This window comes from Anaerobacillus sp. 1_MG-2023 (assembly GCF_030547345.1).
In the GTDB taxonomy this organism is placed as follows: domain Bacteria; phylum Bacillota; class Bacilli; order Bacillales; family Guptibacillaceae; genus Guptibacillus; species Guptibacillus hwajinpoensis_B.
In genome coordinates, this window is the sequence record NZ_JAUORD010000013.1 from 116,316 (window position 1) to 131,327 (window position 15,012).

A 15,012-nucleotide genomic window follows, 5' to 3' on the forward strand; every position below is an offset into this window, starting at 1 on the left:
TTATTTAACTTATATCTTAGCGTTTTTTATTGACTATACTCTTACATAGCTAACGAAATCAATGTTCATGTGGATCATTTTTTTATGAAATTGAAAATAAAAAATGTTGACCACCCCAAAGTACTGGTGTACTATGTAACTAATACACTAACACGTTAAGGGGGAACTTTATCATGAAGAATTGGAGTGGGTTACTACGAAAGGAATTTCGTCTCTCAAGAACCCTTCTATTAGGCGTTACAGCGTTTGATTTGCTAGTAATGATTGGATTTTTTCTTGCCTCTGCAAGATGGGAAGTCCCTTATTTAACAGCTATTATCGGAGCCGTACTAACGGCTATGCACGTCTTCTTTTTGCCACTATATTTATTAATTAGCTTGAACACTGAAGGGAGGAACCTACACCTCTGGCTACACAATCCACAATCAGGAGCTCGTTTACTCGGGGCTAAATTGCTAAATGGGTTATTAGCATTACTGCTTTCTATTGGTATTATCAGTAGTTTATCTCTTCTAGCTTATAATCTCGAACCGAGCCTAATTCAACTTCCAATTGATAACGTGTGGCTGTTCGGATTTTATTTTCTCACCGTTATTATTACAGGATCGGTCTACATGGGGATTTGGCTAATCTTCTATTGGACTTTGTATCAAGTACTGAAAACGTATATAGGCAAGTGGGCGCTTCTTCTTATTCTCTTAATCGTTGGTTTTATTAGTTGGTTTGGTTCATGGTTGAGTGGGACTCGTCTTTATGAAGTAATGATTGAGTGGGGGTATGTCGAGCTACCGTCACCGTTAAATATGGAGGTTAGTCAGCAGGCATTTGAATTAACCGTTTCAACATTTCCGTTTGCAATTGGGAATGTAATATTTGATTTCATTACTATCGTCCTTGTTTTCATGATGACATGCTGGCTACTTGATCGAAAAGTGGAGGTGTAAGGGATGGGAGAAGATTTTAATCCCTCAAAGCCGATTTACCTGCAGCTAGTGGACCGCATTAGCTGGGAGATTATTAAAGGGGAACGAAAAACTGGTGAAAAACTTCCTTCTGTAAGAGAAATGGCCATTCAATCAGGAGTAAATCCAAATACAGTGTCGAGAACCTACAATGAACTGGAGAGGATGGAGATTGTGGAAACGAAACGAGGGCAAGGGACGTTTGTAACGGAGCAAAAAGAAAGACTGACCGAACTTCGAGAACAGCTCAAGATTAACCACATCCAGAATTTCATTGATGAAATGAAGCAAATGGGATTTTCCTCGGAAGATATGATTGAAGGTATTCGAACTTATGTTACGAATGAAAAGGAGAATCAATCATGATTACATTCGAAAACGTGTCTAAACGGTATCTTAGAAAACAAGCTCTATCGGATGTGAACGTGAGAATTCCTGAAGGAAAAATCATTGGCCTTGTTGGCTCCAATGGTAGTGGGAAATCTACTTTCATGAAGATAATCGCAGGTCTTGTAGTGCCAAGTGAAGGCAAAGTAATGCTTAATGAAGAAAAGGTTTCGAGACGTTCGGCAAAAAAAGTTGCTTATTTATCAGAGTTAGACGCTTACTATTCATTCTTCACAGTGAAAGAGACAATCCGCTTTTTTGCAAGTCAATTTAGCGATTTTAATCTTGAAAAAGCTCACGATATTGTTAAATTTATGGAAGTGAATCAGGATCAAAAGGTGAAGCATTTATCTAAAGGAAATCGTGGGAGATTGAAGATTGCTCTTACCCTTGCGAGAGATGTACCTATTATTCTGATGGATGAGCCGTTATCAGGTCTTGATCCGATGGTGCGAGATTCAATTGTGAAGAGCTTACTTTCTTTTATCGACTTAGAAAAACAAACGGTGATCATCACAACACATGAAGTAACGGAAATCGAACCATTGCTTGAAACGGTTATTGCGATTCGAAATGGTAAGGTTCTCGCGCTCGAAGATGTTGAAACCATTCGCGAGCGAGATCGTATGAGAATAGTGGAGTGGTTGAAAAAGTTGTATCAAGAGGAGGAATAAAATGGCTGTAAAACCAGTTGTTCAGATTCAAGATTTAACAAAAGTAATTGGAAAGAACACAATCATTGATCAACTTTCATTTGATGTATACCCAGGTGAAGTGTTTGGTTTTCTGGGGCCGAATGGAGCAGGAAAAACAACAACAATTCGGATGATGGTTGGGCTAATGAGAATGACGGAAGGCGAAGTTCTCATTGATGGAAGCAGTATTAAAACAGATTACGAGAATGCGATTGTAAAAGTAGGAGCGATTGTTGAAAATCCTGAAATGTACAAATTTTTGACTGGGTACCAAAACCTTGTCCATTATGCTCGAATGGTCAAAGGTGTTTCAAAAGAACGCATTCAAGAAGTCATTCAATTGGTTGGACTCCAAGGTCGTATCAATGAAAAAGTGAAGGGATACTCCCTTGGGATGCGACAGCGTCTTGGACTTGCCCAGGCACTGCTTCACCGACCTAAGCTACTTATTCTAGACGAGCCAACAAACGGACTAGACCCCGCAGGTATTCGAGAAATCAGACAATATTTACGAACACTTGCAAGAGAAGAAAATGTTGCTGTAGTTGTTTCTAGTCATTTATTATCCGAAATCGAACTCATGTGTGATCGAATTGGCATTATTCAGGCCGGAAAAATGGTCGATGTGCAGCGAGTGAATGACTTTGTTCAAAATGATCACGCCGTTATGGTTTCATTTGAAGTCGATCCAGTAGAACACGCGGTTCACGCTGTTAAAGCAAATTTCCCTGATTGTGAGATGGAAAAATCGGAGCGTAAGTTGACGATTAAAATAGAACATGAGCTTATTCCAGAGGTAACAGCTGTTCTCGTGGAAAAGGGCGTCCGCGTATACGGTATTCAATCCTCTGTGAAAACGTTAGAAGATGTGTTCCTAGAAGTAACTGGGGGTGAGCAAGTTGTCTAGTATGCTACATTTAATACAAAATGAAAACATGAAGATTTATAGAAGAGTTGGAACGTGGGTGATGATCGGACTTGTGGTGGCAGCCGTACTTGTAGCAGGCATTTTTACTAATATGAATGCAAGTGATGAGACTACGAACTGGCGCACTGATTCTGAAAATGCGATCCAACAGGCAGAACAAACGCTAAAAGATTCAGAGGGAATGCCCAAAGCCTTTAAAGACAGTCAGGAACGTTCTATTGCGATAAATGAATATCGGTTAGAGAATGATATTCCCCCTTTAGAAAGTGATTCAATATGGAGTTTTATGGATAGTTCAACTGGCATTGTGAGTTTAATTTCCATCTTTACGATCATTATCGGCGCAGGTGTTATAGCGAGTGAATATTCGTGGGGAACCATTAAGTTATTGTTGATCAGACCTGCTTCACGCACGAAAATTCTTGCTTCTAAATTTATTTCAACGCTATTATTTGCGCTATTTTCTCTCGTCATCTTATACATTTCTTCTTTTATTATCGGCGGGTTATTCCTCGGTTTTAGTGCAGTCGATCAACCATACCTAACTTATTCAGGTGGGGAAGTGGCCGAAACGAGTATGGCCATTCATTATATTGTTGAATATGCACTTGCCAGTGTGAATTTGCTTATGATGGTAACATTTGCTTTCATGCTATCGAGTATCTTTAGAAGTTCCTCTCTTGCGATTGGATTAGCTATATTCCTTATGTTTACAGGGAGCCAACTTACTTTTATTCTTAGTCAATACGATTGGGTGAAGTATATCCTCTTTGCCAATACGGACTTAAGTGTTTATTTCGATGGTTCACCTATAATTGAAAGTATGACGCTCGGTTTCTCGTTGACCATGCTTCTCGTCTACTTTGTTTTGTTCTTGTCATTGTCATGGCTACTATTCACGAAACGTGATGTAGCATCATAAGGAAAAGCCGATCAGGTATGCTGATCGGCTTTTTGATTCTTCTTTTTTCGCTTTCTATACAAGAAAAATAATCCTATAAGAATGAGCGGGACCAAAATAGGTGAGAGACCAATCAAGAGTACAGCCGCTGTGGAGAAAAAGGAAAGGAGCCCATTTACAGTTGTCATTAGCAGTTTTTTTGCCTCTGTTAGCGTTTGAAATTCATTCTTATCTATAGAAGGAACAATAATTTTCTGCTGTTCGAGTGAAACTGTAACAGTCGAATATTCACTTTGGTTATTGAGGTAATTTATTTGACCTTTTAGCTGTTCGACCTCTTCCTGTACACGGGAAAGCTCATTAAATATAGCTAACAGATCTTCTGTTTTGGTTGCTTCATTAAGAAATGCTTCCAGTCTTTTTTGAATAGCTTCCTTTGCTTTCAGTCTTGAGGTAAGATCAACGTAGTTCTCGGTGACATCGGTTCCGGATGTCGATTTTTGAGGAGTCCCTTTTCCAAGACCTTCAACTTCATCGAGATAAGAGTCAAATTCAGGTTGGGGTATGCGTACGGTCATTGATCCAAAAAGAGAATCTTCTTCTGAAGCAGTACTTTCTTCGACAACATAACCTTTATAAGTTCTAGTTAGATCTTTGATTTTGTCAGTAGCCTTAGGTAAATCTTCAACTGTTAAGGAAAGGTTTGCATTGAAGATTACCTTGCGCTCTTGCTGTAAGGCAGGCATTTCTGATTTTTCTATAGAAGACGAATTTTTTTCTTTTTCTCTTTCATTTCCTCCTTGGTTTTCATCTGTGGATTGATCAGTTGAAGTAGCTATATCGCTACTTTCATTTGAAAAGTTTCCATTATTAGAACTACATCCTGCTAGTAAAAGAATTGATGTACAGATAAGAAGGATCCATCTTCTCATAAGTTTGTCCCCGCTTCGTTTTTATTTTTAGCTATGTTAGCTTAAATTTTTGTTATCTCGATTTTTGGTGCGTTTAGAAGTTTCTCAATGAATTAGACGGTTTAAGACCTGCGGAGGTTACAATTTCCGTGATATGATAAAGGATAAATGAATAAATAAGGGGTTGCCTTTTGTGCATTCAATTTTAGAAAATGCGAACATTATGGACATAGTCATTACAATTTCTGTGATACTAGGTCTATTCCTGATTCGATTTCTGATCAAATTATGGCTGACAAAACGAGACAAAGAGGAGAATTACCCAAACGGTATTCGCCCAGCTTTCCTCTCATTTATAAATTGGACAACAGGGTATGCCATCCTGCTATTTGTTTTATTTTATTTTTCCGATAACAGTTGGATGTTTAGCCAATTATTTGCAATTGGTAGTGTTGAAATCTCGTTGTTTCTTGTATTAATTGCACTATTTATCATTACTCTTGCAAATCGATTTTCAAAGATTGCAACTTCCTTTCTTATGCCACCGCTTTATGATCGATACAGCCTGGATACAGGTTTACAATTTACGTTCAATCGTGTTTTTCATTACACATTGATGGTGATAGCGGTCGTTATTAGTTTAACAAAAGTCGGGATTGATCTAAGTGCTTTAACGGTCTTTGCAGGAATACTTGGGGTCGGAATCGGTTTTGGAATGCAGAACATCGCAAATAACTTTATTTCTGGTTTGATTATTTTATTTGAAAGACCAATTAAAGTAGGTGATCGAGTGATCATAAACGATGTTATTGGAGACGTTGAAAAAATTAATATGCGTGCCACGATTATTCGAACGCTAGACAATGAACGGATTATTATGCCAAATTCGTATTTTATCGAAGAGCAGGTTGTGAACCACTCATATGGAGACTCAAGATTGCGCCTCGTTTTACCAATAGGAGTGGCATACGGTTCAGATGTGGAGCTTGTGAGATCGCTATTGCTCCAAGTAGCTGTGGAAGAAAAAGAGAATTCAATGTATGTGCTTGAAACTCCTCCTCCTTTTGTGAATTTCCTTGGTTTTGGTGATTCATCACTTGATTTTCAACTATTTATTTGGATCTCGTCACCAAAAGCAGCGGTAGAAACAAAGAGTAATTTAAACTTCCGCATCAACCGGATCCTTGCAGATCACAACGTAGAGATACCATTTCCACAGCGTGATTTGCATGTACGTAGTTTGGATGCTAAAGTGATCGACCAATTAAAAAAGAGATAAAGCAAACTCACATCATTTTCACATCATTCTTACAAATTTCTTCGTAAGTTGTTGTCCATAATAGGTATTGTAAGAACATACCTATGAAGGGAGATTGATGAAGATGAACAAATGGATGATTGGTGTTGCCTCTATGGTTTTAGCTGGGGGGATAGCTGGAGCAAATGTTAATGCAGCAGATGACGAGTCAACTGAAATAGAAGAGCAGACAGTAGGGCAAACCCAGGAGATGGCAGGTCCTAAAGGACATCATGGAAAAAGAGGTCACTTCGAAGACCGCTCTCTAGATCGCGAACTGAAAATGGAAACTGCTGAGAAAAAAGATCAATTAATTAACCTCCTGCTTGATCAAGATGCTTCAAGTGTTGAAGGCGTCGATGAGCTTCAGAAAGAGCTTGCGGATCTAAACTCACAGCTTGGTGCGATGCATGATGAAGCCCAGGCTGCTCATGAAGAGAGAGAGTCTAAGAGGCAGGAACTTGTAGAAAGTGGAGAGCGTCCAGAGTTAACCGACGAAGAGAAAGCCGCAAGAGAAGAAATGCATGAAGAGATGGAAGCCAAGCGAGAGCAGGCTCAAGAAATTGTGAAACAAAAAAATGATATACTTGATCAGCTGATTGAAAAACTTAGCTAGTCTTAGTGAGAGATAGGGGCCCCCTATCTCTTTCGTATGTCTTGAAGACATCTGGCTGATTTACTGTCAGATAAGGCTAGGATAATATAAAGAGTATGAAAAGCATATTTCGTCTTAGAGGTGAAAAGGGAACGGAGTTGAGAGAGATGCAGCACGTTTTTGTGATTGATGATGAACAAAATATACGTGATATTTTAGAGAAGTATTTAAAAAAAGAAGGGTTTATTGTCTCAACCTTTACAGATGGGGCAGAAGTGTTAAGTGCTCTAGAGACAATTGAACCCGATTTATTAGTATTAGATATTATGATGCCAAATGTTGATGGGCTTGAACTCCTTCGACGGTTAAGAAAGCATTCTTACATTCCCGTTATCGTTGTTTCCGCAAGAGATGAAGAGCTTGATCGGATACTAGGCCTTGAACTTGGCGCTGATGATTACTTAACGAAACCTTTTAGCCCTAGAGAACTTGTTGTGCGTATTAAGAACCTATTCAAACGGATGAATCGCCTAGAGAAAAACCATTCTTCACAAGAAATCACTGTTCAGAACGTACGTTTAAATAAGAAAAAACGACTGTTATTAGTGAATGAGGAAGAAATGGCTTTAACGCCGAAAGAGTACGATGTGCTCGCCTATCTTCTTCAACATCCAGAACAACCGTTTACAAGAGAGAGATTAATTGAAGCCATTTGGGGTTATCAATATGTAGGTGATGGCAGAATTATTGATGACCTTGTGAAAAGGCTACGTAAAAAGATGTCAGACGCAAAGGCACAAGCGAAGATTACAACAGTTTGGGGGTATGGCTATAAAATCGATGAAGAAGTTTAATATCGGTACCAAATTGTTTCTTAGTTATATCGTTCTTATTGTTGTTATTCTGCTTATTACTACTATTTCATTTCAATATTTATTTCAAGAATATCTTGTGCGCGAAACGAGAGAACAGCTGCAAAAAGAGGGATTGCAAATTAGTCAGATGCTCGAAGATCGACAGTGGAAGGGCGAAAATCCACCTAATGGGTTACTTGATCGCAGAAGAATTGAAATGGCAGGCAATTTAATCTCATCTCAATTTATAATTTATAATGCAAATGAGAAGGCAATTTATTCGAATGTCGATGAAGTGGTTCGAATTGATTATGAAGAAAACAAAGGAAATTTATATGTTACAGAGGAAGTGCCAATTAGTCTCTCACGAGAGCAAGTTGGCAATATTGTGCTATTTACGAAGGTAGAAAGCCTTGAAGGTTTCAATCGGATTATTCAGCAATCACAGGTTGTCAGTCTTTTAGTATCTGCTGCTGTTGCCGTCCTCCTTGCTGCTATCATGCAGAAAGGAATAGCGGGGCCAATTCGATTACTAGCCAATCACATGCGGGAATTTACGATGCGTAAGGAACCACCCCCGTTGAAGCTTAAGACAAAGGATGAAATCAATGAACTTGCTAAGACATTTCAAGAACTAACGGAGCAACTTCGAAAAAATGATTTTGATCAGAAGGAATTCCTTCAAAATGCGTCTCATGAATTAAAGACCCCTCTAATGGCGATTCAAGGGAATGCGGAAGGGATTCTAGATGAAGTAATCGTAGGAGAGGACGTAGAGCATAGTCTTGAAGTGATCGTGAAAGAAACGCAGCGTTTAAAAAAAATCGTGCAGGACATTTCTTATTTAACGAGGTTAGAAACAGTAGATGAATCTTTTACTTATGAAGTAGTCGATCTTCATCATGTGTTAATGGAAGTCATCACTGCGGTAAAACCACTTGCACATCAACGGGAAATAGAGGTGAGGTATGACACTGATCATACCATAGGCGTTAAGATGGATAGTGATAAAATGAAACAAGCATTTATGAATATATTCGGTAATGCCCTACGATTCGCTTCATCCGTTATAGAAGTACATGTCCATCCAGAAGATCGTCAAGTTTTTATTAGGGTTGAAGATGATGGTAAAGGCTTTGGCGAGAATCCAGAGCGCGTTTTCGACCGGTTCTATACAGGTGACAAGTCAGGTTCAGGCATTGGTCTATCGATTACAAAAACAATAGTAGAAAAACATAATGGTAACATATACGCCGAAGAAAACAAAAAGGGAGGAAGGATCGTGATCTCGCTTCCTTTTCAATCGTAGTTAAAGCTTTATGTTTTATGCTCACTTAACTTTTGTAGAATTTCTTTGCTTTCTTGTTCACTCAAAATACCGAATTTCTGACAAAGTTGTGTATAACCAACCAATTTCTTGAAATTAACCGAAGATGATTTTTTCATCATACTCACCTTTCTTTCCTTTGGGAAACTTTTTTAGGTATCAACAATATATGCATGAGCAAGTTGAAAGTGATAGGTGAGTGTCTTTAGAGTTGAAATAAATCGAAGTCAATGTAACAATAAAGCTTGTGCTAAATCAAAGCATCATGTAAGATGAGGTTATCAATATTTAGTGATTAATAAATGTTTCAGATACTATATATGGGGTAAAGTGTACGTAATTAAATAATTGAGTATGCGGTGTCGTAGAACGACTTAATAGGGAATCCGGTCTGAATCCGGAGCTGTCCCCGCAACTGTCGTGTGGACGAGGCAAGAAACCACTGGAGTTAATTCTGGGAAGGTTTGCCAAGGGAGAAGCACAAGCCAGTAGACCTGCCGTATAGTCAAAAACGTTTCTATTCTTCGGGGGTTGAGGGTGAGAAATGGCAGGGTAAATGTACGAGTACGTTCATTTATACGTTGTCGTTTTCTCCAGGCTCACTCTTCCGAGAGTGAGCTTTTTATTTTGGATGGATAAAGGAGAGAGGTATATGAGTACTGTAGCAGAAATGACAGTAACAAAAATAATGGAGGAAGTAAGAACGCTCCTAGATGAGTACCCGTCACTTGCTAGTGAGAGTTTTATTGAAAAAACAATTGATGGTATTTCAGAAAAATCAACGCAAGAAGAGGTTGGTAACATTCTAGTTTTAAATGCCCTTGAACGAATTAGCGCAACAGAACCTGACTGGACTTATGTGGCAGCAGCTTTTCATCTTCGTTCGCTCTATCGTAAGTCTCTTTCACATCGAACTGAGAAAGAGGTTTATGGCGGGGGAAGCTTCTATCGCCTTCTTCAACAGCTGACAGATGAAGGGATTTATAACAAAACACTTCTTCAGTCTTATTCCAAGAATGAAGTAGAGCATGTTGCTAAGTTAATCGAGCCATCAAGAGATCGTTTGTTTACATACATCGGCCTACGAACGCTCGCAGACCGCTATCTAGCTACTGATCATGAAAAGAATGTATATGAATTGCCTCAAGAGCGCTTTCTAGTCATTGCTATGACGCTCATGTTAAATGAACCAAAAGATAAGAGGTTAAATCTAATTGAAGAAGCGTATTGGGCGCTATCTAATTTATATATGACAGTAGCAACTCCTACTCTTTCAAATGCAGGGAAAAGCTATGGACAGCTAAGCTCATGCTTTATCGATACGGTGGATGACAGTCTTAGAGGAATCTATGACAGCAATACAGATGTAGCGACCGTTTCGAAAAATGGAGGAGGAATTGGAGCATATCTCGGGAAAATTCGTTCTCGTGGGAGTGATATTAAAGGGTTTAAAGGCAATTCATCTGGGGTTTTACCGTGGATGAAGCAATTAAACAATACAGCTGTGAGCGTAGACCAGCTAGGACAGCGTCAAGGTGCTGTTGCTGTATATCTTGATGTCTGGCATAAGGACGTTTTCGAATTTCTTGATGCCAAGCTTAATAACGGAGACGAACGAATGAGGACACATGATCTTTTCACGGGTCTTTGTATTCCAGATATCTTTATGGAAGTAGTGGAAGACCGTGGAGAATGGCATTTATTTGATCCGCATGAAGTCCGTCAGGTGATGGGGTTCTCTCTTGAAGATGCTTATGACAAAGAAAAAGGATCAGGAGAGTTTCGTATGAAATATAGGCAATGTGTGAATCAGCCTGAGCTTTCAAGAAAAACAGTGCCGGCGATTGAGATTATGAAGCGTGTCATGAAATCACAATTGGAAACTGGGACGCCTTATATGTTCTATCGAGATACGGTGAATCGCGCGAATCCTAATAAGCATGCTGGTATGATCTATGCTTCCAATCTTTGTACGGAAATTATGCAAAATATGAGTGCAACGACTGTTGAAGAGGAAATCACGAAAGACGGTAAAATTATCATTACGAAAACGCCTGGTGACTATGTCGTTTGTAATCTATCTAGTATTAATCTTGGACGTGCGGTTACAGCTAATGCACTAGAGCGATTAATTCCAATTCAGGTAAGAATGCTGGATAACGTGATCGATATTAATACGATCGAAGTGCCTCAAGCCCAGTTAACGAATGAGAAGTATAGAAGCATTGGTCTTGGAACGTTTGGTTGGCATCACCTCCTTGCGAAAAAAGAGATTGTCTGGGAAAGTCATGAAGCGGCAGACTATGCGGACGAACTATATGAAACAATTAATTATTTAACGATACAGGCAAGTCATGAGCTTGCCGTTGAAAAAGGAAGCTACTCTCTCTTTGAAGGCTCTGATTGGCAAAATGGGGAGTACTTTAATCAACGAGGTTACGTTAGTGAAAAATGGCAGTCTCTTAAGGAAAGGGTCCAAACGAATGGTATCAGAAATGCCTATCTTTTAGCGGTTGCTCCTAACAGTTCAACAAGTTTAATAGCTGGATCGACAGCATCAATCGATCCGATTTTCCAAAAAGAATACTCTGAAGAAAAGAAGAATTACAAAATTCCTGTTACAGCGCCTGATCTTTCACCTGAAACGACCTGGTATTACAAATCGGCTTATCACATTGATCAGCTTTGGAGTATTGAGCAGAATGCAGCCAGACAGCGTCATGTGGATCAATCAATATCGTTTAATATCTATGTGCAAAGTACGGTGAAAGCGAAGGACTTATTGAACATTCATATGACAGCTTGGAGAAAAGGGTTGAAAACAACCTACTATACACGAAGTACATCTGTAGATATTGACGACTGTGAAAGCTGCGCAAGCTAAAGGAGGAATTGGAAATGGCTACGATTCAACAACGAAAGCTATACGATGTCTCCGCACCGAATAGCTCGACTGGAATTATTAATGGAGAAAGCTCAAACGTTTTAAACTGGGATGATGTCCGCTTTAGCTGGGCATATCCTATGTACAAAAATATGCTAGGAAACTTTTGGACTCCGTTTGAAATCAATATGTCGAACGACGTGAAGCAATGGGAGGCATTGAGCGAAGATGAGCAAGATACGTTTAAGAAAATTATTGGCCTTCTTGCCTTCCTAGATTCGATTCAAACCGACTATTCAAGTAAGGTCGCGGATTATTTAACAGATTCAAGCCTATCAGCGCTCATGCAGGTGCTTTCGTTCCAGGAAGTTGTGCATAATCAGTCATATAGCTATGTACTTTCTTCCATTGTAAATAAAAATGAGCAAGACCGGATTTTTGAATATTGGAAGCACGATGACGTGCTCTTAGAACGTAACCAATTTATTGCTTCTGGTTATGAAGCATTTGTTCAAAATCCAACACCACAAACGTTTTTTGAATCGATTGTTTATGACATTATTCTTGAAGGACTTTTCTTCTACGCCGGGTTCGCTTTCTTTTATAACCTTGCTCGAAATCAAAAGATGGTGTCTACTTCCACAATGATTAACTATATTAACCGCGATGAGCAGCTGCATGTGACGTTGTTCGTTAATATAGTGAAAGAATTGTTCAATGAGCATCCTGAACTGAATACGAAAGAAAATCATGATTTCATCACGAATACATTTCGTGAAGCTGCTGAGCTTGAGATGAAATGGGGAGAATACATTATTGGTAATCGTTTCCCTGGAATTACAATGAACGAACTCAATGACTACATTAAATTTATGGCAAACAATCGCGTGAATCAGCTTGGAATCGAACGCCCTTTTGAAGGTCACCGAGAGAACCCTATGCGGTGGATCAAAGCCTACGCGGATGTGAACGCTGGGAAAAGTGATTTCTTCGAACAGAAATCACGTCAGTATACAAAAGTGTCTGATGATAATGGGTTTGATGATTTATAAAGAAATGAGAGAAAGGTCAACTCAAATAATGAGTTGATCTTTTTTTTGACATTAAGAATGAAAGTAATGTACGACAAAAAAGAAGTTTTGTGGTAAGATACTTAAAATCATTTTGCACTTTAACGTGAAAGAACGTATTTATATAAGGAGATGTCATATGAGAAAGAAGCGAATTGTTGTTAAGATTGGGAGCAGTTCATTAACAAACGGTAAGGGAGAAATTGATCTAGTTAAGCTCATTGATCATGTTAATGCCCTCACATTACTTCGTCAGGAAGGACATGAAGTACTTCTTGTTTCTTCAGGAGCAGTTGCGGCAGGTTTTAAAGAACTTGGATATCCAGCAAGACCCGTCACGTTAAAAGGAAAGCAGGCTGCAGCCGCTCTTGGACAAAGTTTACTTATTAAATCTTATATCGAGGAATTCAATCAGCGAAACATTTCAGTCGCTCAAATTCTATTAACACGCCCTGATTTCTCGAATCAAGAACGATACAAAAATGCGTTTGATACGCTGTCTGAATTACTGGCAAGAGGGGTCATGCCGATTATTAATGAAAATGATACGGTTTCAACTGAAGAGTTAAAGTTTGGTGATAACGATATGCTTTCAGCTCTTGTAAGTGGACTTGTTCATGCAAATGAGTTGATCATTTTGACGGATGTGAACGGTATATATGATTCCAACCCAACAACTAACCCTGATGCGATCAAGTTTCATTCTATCACTGAAATTAGCGACAAGATGATTGGGCAAGCAGGGGGAGCTGGTTCGAGTGCTGGAACTGGGGGCATGAAATCAAAGCTAATCGCAGCAAAGACAGCTTTAAACCTGAGCGTTCGAGTTTTTATTGGTCATGAAACAGGCAGCGAAAAGTTACTTCGAATTCTCTCTGGTGTCGGAGATGGAACTTATATCAGTCGAGAGAAAGCAATATCTTTCCCGATTAAAAAACAATGGATTGCGATGCACTCTCACGTATCAGGTCAGCTTTATATTGATGAGGGTGCAGAAAAAGCGATTGTTTTAAATGGCAAGAGCTTGCTTTATGGGGGAATCAAGCAAGTAGTTGGCTCTTTTGAGGTTGGAGATGTTGTGGAAGTACTCGGAAAGAATGGAAAACTAGGAAAAGGACAGGTCCGATATTCATCTGCTTTCTTGGAGAACGTTATTCAAGATCACGAGAATGAGAACGCCACAGTTGAAGTCATTCATAGAGATCAATGGGTGTCAGAGATGATGAGGTCATAAGAAAAAAAGAAGAGATGTGTCCGAAGATGGAATGAGGGCGCATCTCTTTCTTCGAAGTAAAAATCGACGATACAAAAAACATATGGCTTTAGTACATAATAGTAAAGGATGGTAGAATAGAGCTACTAATCTAACTGAAGGACTGGTATAGCATGTTATCTTTAGCAGATCGATATCGTAAATTTGAATTCCAATTATCGGATCTCGAAGATCAAATTATTCAATACATTCTCCAAAATCGATCGGATGTTGTCAACATGTCAGTGCAACATCTTGCCCAGCAAACTCATACAGTACCGAATTCTGTTATGAGACTTATGAAGAAATTGGAGTATGAAGGGTTTACGCAATTGAAACTTAGATTGAAAGATGAAATGGCCACGAAAGAAACAAAAAGCCCGTCTTTTCAATATGAAATGGAACGAACGATGGAACTAACGGATAAGCGGTTGATTCAATTGGCTAGTGAGTGGATTCATCATTCTCAACGTCTTCTAGTGTTTGGGGCGGGTGCACATTCTTATATAAGTGAATTAATTGTGATGAACATTAGGCCATTTCATAAAGATGTTACTTTTTCCGAACACCGTCATGAGAATATGGCATCTTTACAACGCTTTACTAAGAAAGACGTTGTCATTCTGCTAAGTCAATCAGGAGAAACAGAGCAAACTCTTGATCTTGGGAAATATGCAAAAAATCAAGGAGCTAGAATCATTGGAATGAGTCATATTGGCGAAAGTAGCTTAACTGAGCTAGCTGATTTAATGTTATATTGTTACGCTCCAAAAGAAGAGACAAAAGGCTATAACACTACAAATTTCGTTCCTATGGCCATGATTGCCCGATTATTAGTTGAATCTTACCGTAAGCTCTGTGTATAAATACACAGAGCTTATCTATTTCTAATAGTTTTTGTGAATGCGCTAACAAAATGGCGATCCGAACCTTTAAAACAATTATGATG

The 15,012-nt window shown here is 39.0% G+C and carries 14 protein-coding genes and 1 riboswitch; of the genes, 13 read left to right on the top strand and 1 reads right to left on the bottom strand.

Annotated elements, in window-relative coordinates:
* Window positions 1-173: 173 nt before the first annotated feature.
* From Q4550_RS19030 to Q4550_RS19050, 5 genes are read left to right on the top strand one after another with little or no spacing between them, the layout of a single operon-like run.
* Window positions 174-944: a hypothetical protein gene (locus tag Q4550_RS19030; RefSeq protein WP_303535259.1), complete on the top strand. Its 771-nt coding sequence runs from the start codon at window positions 174-176 to the stop codon at window positions 942-944.
* Between the two features lie 3 nt (window positions 945-947).
* The gene (locus Q4550_RS19035) at window positions 948-1,328 is read left to right on the top strand and encodes a GntR family transcriptional regulator (protein ID WP_303535260.1); all 381 of its coding nucleotides are present in this window, start codon (window positions 948-950) and stop codon (window positions 1,326-1,328) included.
* A complete protein-coding gene (locus Q4550_RS19040; protein ID WP_303535262.1) occupies window positions 1,325-2,023 on the top strand; it encodes an ABC transporter ATP-binding protein in 699 nt (232 codons plus the stop codon). The genes Q4550_RS19035 and Q4550_RS19040 overlap by 4 nt, the downstream gene beginning before the upstream one ends.
* Before the next feature lies 1 nt (window position 2,024).
* Window positions 2,025-2,951 (top strand): ABC transporter ATP-binding protein, encoded by a 927-nt coding sequence (locus Q4550_RS19045; RefSeq protein WP_303535264.1) that lies wholly within the window; start codon window positions 2,025-2,027, stop codon window positions 2,949-2,951.
* Between the two features lies 1 nt (window position 2,952).
* Entirely contained in the window at window positions 2,953-3,894 is a 942-nt protein-coding gene (locus Q4550_RS19050; protein WP_242057283.1) for an ABC transporter permease, read from the top strand.
* Between the two features lie 11 nt (window positions 3,895-3,905).
* Here the strand turns inward: Q4550_RS19050 and Q4550_RS19055 are convergent, their stop codons facing one another.
* The gene (locus tag Q4550_RS19055) at window positions 3,906-4,805 is read right to left on the bottom strand and encodes a DUF4349 domain-containing protein (RefSeq protein ID WP_303535266.1); all 900 of its coding nucleotides are present in this window, start codon (window positions 4,803-4,805) and stop codon (window positions 3,906-3,908) included.
* A 172-nt stretch (window positions 4,806-4,977) separates the two neighbouring features.
* Here Q4550_RS19055 and Q4550_RS19060 point away from each other — a divergent pair, with 172 nt between their 5' ends.
* From Q4550_RS19060 to Q4550_RS19095, 8 genes are all read left to right on the top strand, one after another.
* On the top strand, window positions 4,978-6,063 hold the full coding sequence (locus tag Q4550_RS19060) for a mechanosensitive ion channel family protein (RefSeq protein ID WP_303535268.1): 1,086 nt from the start codon (window positions 4,978-4,980) through the stop codon (window positions 6,061-6,063).
* A gap of 103 nt (window positions 6,064-6,166) precedes the next feature.
* Entirely contained in the window at window positions 6,167-6,697 is a 531-nt protein-coding gene (locus tag Q4550_RS19065; protein ID WP_303535269.1) for a hypothetical protein, read from the top strand.
* A 95-nt stretch (window positions 6,698-6,792) separates the two neighbouring features.
* Window positions 6,793-7,530 carry a response regulator transcription factor gene (locus tag Q4550_RS19070; protein ID WP_303535271.1) on the top strand — a complete coding sequence of 246 codons (738 nt, stop codon included), beginning with the start codon at window positions 6,793-6,795 and terminating at the stop codon, window positions 7,528-7,530.
* Window positions 7,502-8,839, top strand: coding sequence for a sensor histidine kinase (locus Q4550_RS19075; RefSeq protein WP_303535273.1), 1,338 nt, complete (start codon window positions 7,502-7,504; stop codon window positions 8,837-8,839). Before Q4550_RS19070 ends, Q4550_RS19075 begins: the two co-directional genes overlap by 29 nt.
* A gap of 358 nt (window positions 8,840-9,197) precedes the next feature.
* Window positions 9,198-9,373: riboswitch (cobalamin riboswitch) on the top strand.
* A gap of 136 nt (window positions 9,374-9,509) precedes the next feature.
* Window positions 9,510-11,741 (top strand): ribonucleoside-diphosphate reductase subunit alpha, encoded by a 2,232-nt coding sequence (locus tag Q4550_RS19080; protein WP_303535275.1) that lies wholly within the window; start codon window positions 9,510-9,512, stop codon window positions 11,739-11,741.
* Window positions 11,742-11,755: 14 nt separating this feature from the next.
* Window positions 11,756-12,793 (top strand): ribonucleotide-diphosphate reductase subunit beta, encoded by a 1,038-nt coding sequence (locus tag Q4550_RS19085; RefSeq protein WP_303535277.1) that lies wholly within the window; start codon window positions 11,756-11,758, stop codon window positions 12,791-12,793.
* Window positions 12,794-12,950: 157 nt separating this feature from the next.
* Window positions 12,951-14,045, top strand: coding sequence for a glutamate 5-kinase (gene proB / locus Q4550_RS19090; protein ID WP_303535279.1), 1,095 nt, complete (start codon window positions 12,951-12,953; stop codon window positions 14,043-14,045).
* A 152-nt stretch (window positions 14,046-14,197) separates the two neighbouring features.
* On the top strand, window positions 14,198-14,929 hold the full coding sequence (locus Q4550_RS19095; protein ID WP_303535281.1) for a MurR/RpiR family transcriptional regulator: 732 nt from the start codon (window positions 14,198-14,200) through the stop codon (window positions 14,927-14,929).
* The last annotated feature ends 83 nt before the right edge of the window (window positions 14,930-15,012 follow it).

Excerpts from the sequence above, each read along its gene's own strand:
- Q4550_RS19030 (WP_303535259.1), top strand. The coding sequence starts at position 174 with ATGAAGAATTGGAGTGGGTTACTACGAAAGGAATTTCGTCTCTCAAGA.
- Q4550_RS19035 (WP_303535260.1), top strand. The coding sequence starts at position 948 with ATGGGAGAAGATTTTAATCCCTCAAAGCCGATTTACCTGCAGCTAGTG.
- Q4550_RS19040 (WP_303535262.1), top strand. The coding sequence starts at position 1,325 with ATGATTACATTCGAAAACGTGTCTAAACGGTATCTTAGAAAACAAGCT.
- Q4550_RS19045 (WP_303535264.1), top strand. The coding sequence starts at position 2,025 with ATGGCTGTAAAACCAGTTGTTCAGATTCAAGATTTAACAAAAGTAATT.
- Q4550_RS19050 (WP_242057283.1), top strand. The coding sequence starts at position 2,953 with ATGCTACATTTAATACAAAATGAAAACATGAAGATTTATAGAAGAGTT.
- Q4550_RS19055 (WP_303535266.1), bottom strand. The coding sequence starts at position 4,805 with ATGAGAAGATGGATCCTTCTTATCTGTACATCAATTCTTTTACTAGCA.
- Q4550_RS19065 (WP_303535269.1), top strand. The coding sequence starts at position 6,167 with ATGAACAAATGGATGATTGGTGTTGCCTCTATGGTTTTAGCTGGGGGG.
- Q4550_RS19070 (WP_303535271.1), top strand. The coding sequence starts at position 6,793 with ATGAAAAGCATATTTCGTCTTAGAGGTGAAAAGGGAACGGAGTTGAGA.
- Q4550_RS19075 (WP_303535273.1), top strand. The coding sequence starts at position 7,502 with ATGGCTATAAAATCGATGAAGAAGTTTAATATCGGTACCAAATTGTTT.
- Q4550_RS19080 (WP_303535275.1), top strand. The coding sequence starts at position 9,510 with ATGAGTACTGTAGCAGAAATGACAGTAACAAAAATAATGGAGGAAGTA.
- Q4550_RS19085 (WP_303535277.1), top strand. The coding sequence starts at position 11,756 with ATGGCTACGATTCAACAACGAAAGCTATACGATGTCTCCGCACCGAAT.
- proB (WP_303535279.1), top strand. The coding sequence starts at position 12,951 with ATGAGAAAGAAGCGAATTGTTGTTAAGATTGGGAGCAGTTCATTAACA.
- Q4550_RS19095 (WP_303535281.1), top strand. The coding sequence starts at position 14,198 with ATGTTATCTTTAGCAGATCGATATCGTAAATTTGAATTCCAATTATCG.